Origin of the sequence: Neisseria sp. SLRRB23, from assembly GCF_050896295.1 — a bacterium.
Taxonomy (GTDB): Bacteria; Pseudomonadota; Gammaproteobacteria; order Burkholderiales; family Neisseriaceae; genus Neisseria.
This window is the reverse complement of record NZ_JBPBFH010000173.1, coordinates 1-357: the sequence shown is the minus strand read 5'-3', so window position 1 is coordinate 357 and position 357 is coordinate 1. Positions and strand designations below refer to the sequence as shown.

Annotated in this window: 1 pseudogene; it reads right to left on the bottom strand. The window is 50.4% G+C overall.

Annotated elements, in window-relative coordinates:
- A pseudogene (locus ACRPFF_RS11765) lies at positions 1-163 on the bottom strand (pantoate--beta-alanine ligase); the annotation flags it as partial.
- Positions 164-357: the final 194 nt, after the last annotated feature.

Here is a 357-nt window from a genome sequence, read left to right as displayed (position 1 = left end):
GTCGAGTCTCGTGGGCTCGGAGATGTGTATAAGAGACAGGCTTAGACACTACCGTTGCCACCCCGCGGAAATGTCCCGGGCGGAATTTGCCGCACAATTCGTTTTGCAGATGGGGCGTGTGCCAAATCGGGTATAATCGGCGCATCTTTTCCCTTTCAGACGGCATTGCTGCCGTAAGGACATTTTTATGAGCAAAAAACGAGTTCTGACCGGCGTAACCATCCGGGACAGAGGGTCAAACTGATTGGGAGCTGATTCAAGCGCAGTGCATGACAGGGTTTAATAACCCTGTCATCATCTACATTTTCAAATACCGTCATGACTGTCTCTTATACACATCTCCGAGCCCACGAGACT